Here is an 8,505-nt window from a genome sequence, read left to right as displayed (position 1 = left end):
CCGCGTCGCTCAATACCAAACGGTCCATCACACCCAAGGCGGCCTCCCCAAAAGCAGCCTTGAATCTGATTTGCTCCTAAAAGGGAATCCCTAGAGTCCACACCACCTAGAGCGTTTTCGAGTGGGAACCGGTTCGCGTGAAGAGGCGCGTCAAGACAACGATCCAGCAATCCGCTTCGGCCGCCGGTGTGGCGATCAATCGAGATCTTCGCTGGGCATGTTACGCAGATCGCGCACGACATAGAGGAACACGACGAGCGAAGGCACCCACGCGAGTATCGCTCCTACCAGCATCGCATCGACCGTCGTCATGTGAGACTCCTTGCGCGTTGTTGGCCAACGTCGTCAGATCGGCTTTTTCGATGGGGCGCCGGTTCTGGGGAAGGGATACAGCCACTTCCAATAGGCCTTGTTGCGCTCCAGCTGCCGCTTGTGGATCTCGCGACACTTCGTCGAGCAAAACTGCTCAAAATACCAATTATGCCGGATCAGCCCGAAAGGCCGCTTGCAGGCCGGATTTCCGCAACGAGCTGTCATGACGCTGCCTCCGCATTCGCGCGCCAAAGCCAGCGGATGAAGTCCTCCTGGCCTTTGTAGAGGCAGAGGCGTCCGCAGTAGCGTTCGCCCGCCGGATTTCGCAAACAGATGATCTTGGGCTCTTCGCTGTCACACTGGGCGCAGCGCGGTTCCGCACGCATGGCGACCTCCCTCCGAGGAATTGCCATTTGCCAATCAAAATGTCTGGTGCTGTCCTCGCCGTCGATCTTCCCGAAGGACGACGATGCGAAATCTCGCGCCGCCGCCGTCCATGCGCAACTTGTCCAGATGTTTTGTGGCATCATCCTTGCGTATAGCCGGCCTGGTGATGGCTGATCCAACTCACGCACCCGGCGCCGCGCTGTGCTGCCTGAGGGCGGTATCGAGGCATTTGATCAGGACGTCCCCGTCGCAGGGCTTGCTCAGAAAGCAGATCGCTCCAGCCTTCAGCGCCCGGACGCGATCGCTTTCGACCGAGAACGCCGTGACGAAAATGAACGGAAAGCGGTGTCCGCTGGCAATGAGGTGGCTCTGCAGGTCGAGCCCGCTCATGGCCGGCATCCTGACATCCGCGATCACACAGGATGTGTCATTCAGGCGGGGCGAGTGCAAAAATTCCTCGGCCGACGCGTAGGTCTCGACCGCGTAGCCTAGCGACCTGACGAGATTGTCGGTCGCGGTGCGAACCGACATGTCATCGTCGATGATTGATATCACTGGCGGGTTGGGCAAGGAGGTTATCCCGGGCCGGAAGGGCCTCTGGCGTGTGCATCATGTGGGGACCACAGTGCGTCGCCAATCGGGGCCGGAGAATCATACTTAGGTTTGCGCCCCGCCGGCTGCCGGTCCGATCTGGAGCATCTGTGCCATCCTGACCAGATCGGGTAACGACTTTGCCGCCATTTTCCGCATGATGTGCCCGCGGTGTATCTTCACTGTGATCTCGGCCACACCGATTTCGGCGGCGACCTGCTTGTTCATCAACCCCGCCGTGACGAGCGTCATCACCTGGCGTTCACGCGGCGTCAGGGTCGCGAAGGCGGCGCGCAGGTTGGCAAGAACCTTGGCCTCATCGCGACGACTCCTGTCGCGCTCGATCGCCGTCGTGACGGCATCCAGCATGTCCTGATCGCGGAATGGCTTGGTCAGGAAGTCCACAGCGCCGGCCTTCATGGCCCTGACCGTCATCGGGATATCGCCGTGGCCGGTCATGAAGATGATCGGAATATCGATGCCCGCCTTCGCCAGCTCCCCCTGAAAGTCGAGGCCGCTGAGCCGGGGCAGCCGGATGTCGAGGATCAGGCAGCTCGGGACATCCGGAGGCTTGCGCTGCAGAAATTCATGGGCCGAGCCGAATGCTGCGGTCCGCAAGCCGACGGACCGGAACAGATTGCTCAGCGCGTCCCGCACGGATGCGTCGTCGTCGACGACGAAGACGATGGGATCCTCGGCGTTTGCCAGACCAGAAGGCGATGCCGCGCGCCCGGTCACCATGCATGATCCTCTTCGTGCAGTGGCAAGGTGAACTGGAATGTCGCGCCGGGGCCGCTATTTCCGGTCACGGACAGGCGGCCTCGGTGGGCTTCGACGATCGATCGGCAGATCGACAGCCCCATTCCCATGCCGCTGGCCTTGGTGGTGTAGAACGCGTCGAACAGCCGTTCGGCATTCTCGGTCGCGATTCCGACGCCGCAGTCGGTGACCGTGACCACGATCTGCCCGGCCTCGTCATGGCGCGTCCGGATTACGAGTTCCCGCGGCCGGTCCGTGACCGGCTGCATGGCCTCGATACCATTGAGGACCAGGTTGAGGATGACCTGCTGCAGCTGGATACGGTCGGCGACGACAGACGGGAGCGCGGGAGCGAGGTCGAGCTGCAAGGATACCAGGTGACGCTGCAGTTCATGCTGCACCAGCCCGATCACCTGGTTGATGACTTCATTGACGTCGAGTGGCGCCTTCTGATCGGTCGTCTTGTTCACCATCGCGCGGACGCGCTGGATGACCTCGCCCGCCCGGTTGCCGTCGCTGATGATCGACCTGACCGCGCCGCGAGCTTCGTTCAGATCGGGGGCCGCCCGGTTGAGCCACCGCAGGCATGCCGCGGCATTGGTGACCACGGCGGCAAGCGGCTGGTTCACTTCATGGGCGATCGATGCGGCGAGCTCGCCGAGCGCCGTCACGCGCGTGACGTGTGCGAGGTTGGTCTGCGCTTCGTGCAACTCCGCCTCGGCTCGCTTGCGGGCGGTCACGTCGGTGACCGCTCCGATGAATTCGGTGTCGCCCGAAAGATTCGTCACCGCATGCGCCCTGGCGTGAACAAATTTGATCGCCCCATTGGGCATCAGCAATCGGTAGCCGTGTTCGAAGTCCTTGCCGTCGAGCGAGGCGCGGTCGATGGTCCGTTGCACGCGGGCGCGATCATCCGGATGGACGCGCTGCAGGACCGTGGCATGTGTGATGGAAGGAGCCCTGTCGAATTCGAAGATCCTGAACGTCTCTTCCGACCAGATGATCTCGCCGCTGGCGACGTGCCAGCCGAAGCTGCCGGTGTGGCTCAATCGCTGGGCTTCGGTCAGGTACATTTCACTCTGCTGCAGCGCATTTTCGGCGTGCTTGCGCTCGGTGATGTCCTCGCATGCGATCAGCACGATCAGCTGATCGCCCAGCCGCCGCACCGCCTTGGCGTTTTCACGAACCCAAATCCGTGAACCGTCCTTGCGGACCTTCCGGATTTCCCAATTGTGGGTCTGGCCGATGTTGTCGAGGCATGCCGCGACGTTGCGCTGCACCATGTCCCGGTCTTCGGCGGCAAAGACCCGCAGCACCGATTGTCCAAGCAGTTCGTCGACGGTGTAGCCGAGCTGCGCCGCGCCGAACGTGTTGACCGACAGCACGAGTCCCGTTGCGTCGACCATGAAGTACATGACCGGGTTGTGCTCGAATACCTCCTTCCATTGCGCTTCGCTGTTGCGCAGCGCCTCCATCGCGCGCTCCTCGCTGCTGGCTCGGCCGCGCAACATGGCTTCCATCCGCCTTTGCGAACGGCCCACCAGGCGGATCATCAGCAATGCGGCGGTCAGCGACGCGACGAGCAGCGCCAGGGCAACCAGATGGGCGGAAGCTGCCGGCTGCGGACCTAGCAACAGCCCGATGCAGGTTGTCGCCAAGGCCAGCACCATGCCGCCGAGCAGCCATTGCTCGGCCGACCAGGACTTCGTGGTCGGGTCGCGGATCATCGGCAGCCCAGCACTTGGCCATCATCATGGGCCGCGCTGCGTCGCTAGGTGACTGCTACCATCAGCGGCGACAACGTCGCCCTCCCAATAGACTGTATATTAGCAGCTTTCTTGCCGCCCGGGCGGGATGACGCCGGCCTTTTTGGCGGTCCACGCCCGTGGGATCGCGCAGAAAGCGAAGCCGTTGAGCGCGCTCAGGTCCAGGTTGCGACCTAAACTCAAGTATGAGTCGTCCCCACCGAATGTAACGGTCGGATCAACCTCCGTTCAATGGCCCGTTCCATCCCGGTGACTACGCTTATTGGGTGACTCGACGACGGCAGAGATTTCCGGGGTTCAGCAATCGCCAATCAGTGACGGAGATTGAAATGCCCAGCGCGCGCCTGCATCTGATCGTTTGCTCCGACGACGTCGACCACGAGGCAAGGCCTCAGAGACGCGATCGCAGCTTCCAGCCTTCCGTTATCGTTGGTGGCAGGCAAACAGCAAGCACGCTGACCGACAACCCGTGGATCGATCTGCTGGACGCATTCGATCTGGGCGTGGTGGTCTGTCAGGCCAGCTACCTGGCCTTGCTGGGAGCGAGCCTGGCGGCGCTGCAGCCGCAATTCGACGCGCCAGACTCAGGGCGGTAGCCGGCCCTGAATTCCAAGTCCGGCAGGCTGCCGGGACCGAAGCGCTGGCTGCTCGCGCCTGGGTCGCGCAAGACGGGTCCGATCACAGCCTCCGTGAGAGCCCGGAATCCATTCCCCGCCTAGCCCCGGCCCTGATGGATTCCGGGCTCAGTTCTGCAGACGCCCTCGGCTGCGCAATGGCGCACCGCAATGATGGGCGGAGCAGGTCGACGGCGCGGCTCCCGCGCCAGGCTCCCGACGGCGGCAAATTGCAGCAATTTTTTCGAAAGATGCCCGGTTCGCTTTAGCCGCTTTTGAAGCACCTGATTATTGGATCTGTCCGGCAACGGCATCGCTCTGCAGAGCTGTGCGTTGGTTCGCGCACTGACAGATCAGGGGCCGGTCATTATGAATCAGGCACAGCAGCACAAGCCGCCTCCCGAAGACAATAATTCCGTCACCAGGAATGAGGCCGACGGCGCACGGGGATTGCAGCGCGATCTGCAGGAACGGCTGCAGCCGGAGCATGACGAGCCGGCCAGCGATAGCGCTCCCCATCCCGAAGCGCCCGCAGGCTCAAGCCGGATGGTTCGCCGCCTGCTCAAGGTCGGCATTGGCCTTGCCATCGTCACCGTCTTCGGATGGCTGCCGCTCAGGGCTGTGTTGCAGACCTCGAGCGTGGAGGCCGTGGTCAACGCCAGGATCGTGACCTTGCGCTCACCGATCGACGGCACCGTGAGCGCGAAGCCGCAGAAATCCACGCAGCTCAGCGTGGTTCACGAGGGCGATGCGATCCTTCACGTCGTTAACGCACGCGGCGATCGCGCCCGGCTCGATGATCTCCGGCGACAGATGTCGCGGTTGGAAAATGAGCGCCCGAGTCTGGCCGCCAAGCTTGCGGCCGCCGAGACGGCGCAACAGGATCTTGCCCGCCAGGCCGGCCAGTTCCGTGACGGCCGCATCCTTCAGCTCGAGGCCCGGATCGCCGAAATCCAGACCGCGATCGAGGCCGCCGCCGCACGGCGGGAGGAGGCCGTGGCCGCCGTCGAGCGGGCGTCGTCGCTGATCAAGTCGGGCAGCGTGTCGACGGTCGAAATGGCCCGCCTGACGCGCGAGCAGGCGATCTCGCAGCAGACCGAAATCGGCGCTCGACGGCGTCTCGACGCCGCCAAGGTCGAGCTCACCGCGGCAAGGAATGGCACTTATCTCGGCGACAGCTACAATGACCGGCCGAGCTCCGTGCAGCGCGAAGAGGAGATGCGCCAGCGCGTGAGCGATCTGCGCGCCGATCTGGCGCATGCCGACGCCGAGATCGACTGGCTGACCCACGAGATCGCAGCCGAGCAGCTGCACTACGTCAACCGGGCGGAAGCCGACATCAAGGCGCCGGTCGGCGGGCGCATCTGGGAGATGATGACGTCGCCCGGCGAGGACGTCAGGGCCGGGCAGCCCTTGCTCAAGCTGCTCGATTGCAGCGGCGCGGTGGTCACGGCGAACGTCACCGAGAGCGTCTACAACGGACTGAAACTCGGCGAGCAGGCGAGCTTCGAGCCGAATGACGGCAGCGCCGCGCTGCAGGGCGAGATCGTCAATCTCACCGGCGCGTCGGGCGCGCCCGCGAACCTTGCGATCAATCCGGATGCGCTGAACAAGGAACCCTATCGGGTCACGGTCTCGATGCCGGCGCTCGATACCACGGGCAAGGATTGCGCGGTCGGCCGCACCGGGCGCGTGGTGTTCAACGCGGACCTGGCAAAGTCATGATGGCGGCATTTGCGCCCGGGCTGGTCGCCTTCGGCGCCTGCCTTGCCATCCTGCCCCTGCTCCGCCGCGAGCAGACCCTGGCCCGCGTCATGATGACCGGCATGTCGTTCGTCCTGCTGGTCCACTATTTCGCGTGGCGGGTGACCCACACCCTGCCGCCTCCAGGCCTCACCGCCGACGCGCTGGTCGGCTATCCCTTCATGCTGGCCGAGGCGGCCTCGATGATCGCGGTGTGCCTGTCGCTACTGTTCCTCAGCCGCACGATCGACCGTTCGCCTGAGGTCAATGCGATCCTGCGCCGATCGAGGTTGCCCGCAAACGCGCCGCTCGTCGACGTCTTCATCTGCACCTACAACGAGGAGAAAGCGATCCTGGAGCGCACCATCATCGGCGCGACCGGGCTGAACTATCCGAACTACCGCGTCTGGGTGCTCGACGACGGGCGGCGGCTCTGGCTGCGCCGGCTCGCCCAGGAGCTCGGCTGCAACTATCTGGCCCGCCCGGACAACCGCCACGCCAAGGCCGGCAACATCAATCATGCGCTCCAGCACGTTTCCGGGCTGGCTGAGCGGCCGGAGTTCATCTCGATCCTCGATGCGGATTTTGTCCCGATGCCGGATTTCCTGACCCGGGCGATGAGCCTGATGCAGGACGGCAGCGTCGGCGTCGTGCAGACGCCGCAGCACTTCATCAACCCTGATCCGATCCAGACCAATCTCGCGGCGACCGATGTGTGGCCCGACGAGCAGCGCTTCTTCTTCGATATTTTGATGCCGGCCAAGGATGCCTGGGACACGGCGTTCTGCTGCGGCACCTCATCGTTGATCCGCTTCTCCGGCCTGATGCAGATCGGCGGCTTCCCGACCGATTCGGTGACGGAGGATTACCTCGTCACACTGCGGCTGAAGGAGAAGGGACTGCGCACGGTCTATCTGAACGAGCGCCTGACCATCGGACTCGCGCCGGAGGGACTGAAGGAATACATCACGCAGCGCGGACGCTGGTGTCTCGGCTTCATGCAGATCTTCCGCGGCCGCAGCGGGCCGTTCTCGCGGCAATCGAAGCTCGCCTTCATGGACCGGCTGTCGCTGGTCGACGCCTTCATGAGCTGGGCGGCGGTCTACGGCACCAAGGTGTTCGGCCTGGTCGTGCCGTGGCTTTATCTGCTGTTCGGGATCAAGGCGGTCCATGCCGACCTGTTCGAGCTGCTAAAATATTTCCTGCCGTTCTATGTCTGGCACGCCTTCACGATGGCCTGGATTTCGCGCGGCCGCTCGCTCGCGATCATGACCGACGTGTCGCAATACATCGCGGCGCCCGCGGTGCTGAAGGCGGTCGTGACCGGCCTCGCCAGGCCGCAGGGCCACAAATTCAAGGTGACGGCCAAGGGCGGCGACCGCAACCGCCGCTTCATCGAGTGGCCGCTGCTGCGGCTCTACGGTGCCGCCCTGCTGATCACGCTGTTTGCGATCGCCTACGCCTTCATCCTGCATCTGCGCGGCGAAAACATCGCCTATGGCGGGCTGGCGCTGGCCTGGAGCCTGTACAATTGCGTCGTGCTCGCGATCGTGTGCTTCATCTGCATCGAGCAGCCGCGGCGCCGCAAGGCCGAGCGGTTCGAGCGCGACGAGCCGATCCTGATCCATCAGGACAGCGAGATGCGGCTGATCCGGATGGCCGACATCTCGATCTCCGGTGCGCGCTTCATCGATCCCGTCCCGCCCGCCATCGGTTCCTTGATCAAATGCAATGTCTACGGACAGAACGTCGCCGCGACTGTGGTCCGGCGCACCCGCGACGGCTTCGGCGTCCGCTTCGAGGACGCGGTCGCGACCCGGGTCAATGTCGTGCGCGCATTCTATGCCGGCGAATATGTCCGCGCTTTCCAAGGCGTGCGCGCCGCGCCGGTCGGCAAGGCCCTGCTGATGCGGCTGTTCGGCTAAGGCACGGTGAGATTAGGTCGAATGGCGGCCGCGAAGGCGGTGCGCCCGCTCCCCGAAAGGGCGGGGCTATCGCAGGCCATCGGCCGTGACGACGTGGAAGCGTTAAAGAAGGACGCAAATGACATTTGCACCCAGGGGTGAGTGTGCATCTGCGCAATTTCGGATTATTGGAAGAGTATCCCTGAGTTGCCCGACGCGTCAAGTAGCCTGGTCGAACGCTGTCAGTAGCTCGTGATCTGTCGCCTGTTTGTAGCTCGTGAAGTGTCGTGTTTTCGGTGCTCCGGAACAAGGGGGGCACGATGGGCACGGCATCCATTCACGAGGGTGTACGACGGATGCGGTTTTCAGATTTGCTGGATCGGACGGAGGCGAAGGAACTGACGCAGGAGGCAGCTTCGGAGGTTCTTG

General features: G+C 63.6%; 6 protein-coding genes. 3 read left to right on the top strand and 3 right to left on the bottom strand.

What is annotated here, in order from left to right; translation table 11 throughout:
* Window positions 1–879: 879 nt before the first annotated feature.
* The 3 genes from ACZBJS_RS41380 to ACZBJS_RS41370 form a co-directional block, all read right to left on the bottom strand.
* Window positions 880–1,254, bottom strand: a complete 375-nt coding sequence (locus ACZBJS_RS41380) for a response regulator transcription factor (protein ID WP_076824638.1) — start codon at window positions 1,252–1,254, stop codon at window positions 880–882.
* Between the two features lie 102 nt (window positions 1,255–1,356).
* Complete coding sequence (locus tag ACZBJS_RS41375; RefSeq protein WP_076824640.1) at window positions 1,357–2,031, bottom strand: response regulator transcription factor; 675 nt, start codon at window positions 2,029–2,031, stop codon at window positions 1,357–1,359.
* Window positions 2,025–3,776, bottom strand: coding sequence for a PAS domain-containing sensor histidine kinase (locus ACZBJS_RS41370; protein WP_253588293.1), 1,752 nt, complete (start codon window positions 3,774–3,776; stop codon window positions 2,025–2,027). Before ACZBJS_RS41370 ends, ACZBJS_RS41375 begins: the two co-directional genes overlap by 7 nt.
* A 368-nt stretch (window positions 3,777–4,144) precedes the next feature.
* Between ACZBJS_RS41370 and ACZBJS_RS41365 the strand changes: the two genes are divergently transcribed.
* From ACZBJS_RS41365 to ACZBJS_RS41355, 3 genes are all read left to right on the top strand, one after another.
* The gene (locus tag ACZBJS_RS41365) at window positions 4,145–4,411 is read left to right on the top strand and encodes a hypothetical protein (RefSeq protein ID WP_057015418.1); all 267 of its coding nucleotides are present in this window, start codon (window positions 4,145–4,147) and stop codon (window positions 4,409–4,411) included.
* Between the two features lie 387 nt (window positions 4,412–4,798).
* On the top strand, window positions 4,799–6,154 hold the full coding sequence (locus ACZBJS_RS41360; protein ID WP_316399240.1) for an HlyD family secretion protein: 1,356 nt from the start codon (window positions 4,799–4,801) through the stop codon (window positions 6,152–6,154).
* On the top strand, window positions 6,151–8,097 hold the full coding sequence (locus ACZBJS_RS41355; protein ID WP_253588291.1) for a glycosyltransferase: 1,947 nt from the start codon (window positions 6,151–6,153) through the stop codon (window positions 8,095–8,097). The genes ACZBJS_RS41360 and ACZBJS_RS41355 overlap by 4 nt, the downstream gene beginning before the upstream one ends.
* The last annotated feature ends 408 nt before the right edge of the window (window positions 8,098–8,505 follow it).

Source organism: Bradyrhizobium sp. KZN70725, assembly GCF_055264925.1.
The sequence above is the reverse complement of the archived record's forward strand: the minus strand, read 5'-3'. Positions and strand labels throughout refer to the sequence as shown.

Excerpts from the sequence above, each read along its gene's own strand:
- ACZBJS_RS41375 (WP_076824640.1), bottom strand. The coding sequence starts at position 2,031 with ATGGTGACCGGGCGCGCGGCATCGCCTTCTGGTCTGGCAAACGCCGAG.
- ACZBJS_RS41370 (WP_253588293.1), bottom strand. The coding sequence starts at position 3,776 with ATGATCCGCGACCCGACCACGAAGTCCTGGTCGGCCGAGCAATGGCTG.
- ACZBJS_RS41365 (WP_057015418.1), top strand. The coding sequence starts at position 4,145 with ATGCCCAGCGCGCGCCTGCATCTGATCGTTTGCTCCGACGACGTCGAC.
- ACZBJS_RS41360 (WP_316399240.1), top strand. The coding sequence starts at position 4,799 with ATGAATCAGGCACAGCAGCACAAGCCGCCTCCCGAAGACAATAATTCC.
- ACZBJS_RS41355 (WP_253588291.1), top strand. The coding sequence starts at position 6,151 with ATGATGGCGGCATTTGCGCCCGGGCTGGTCGCCTTCGGCGCCTGCCTT.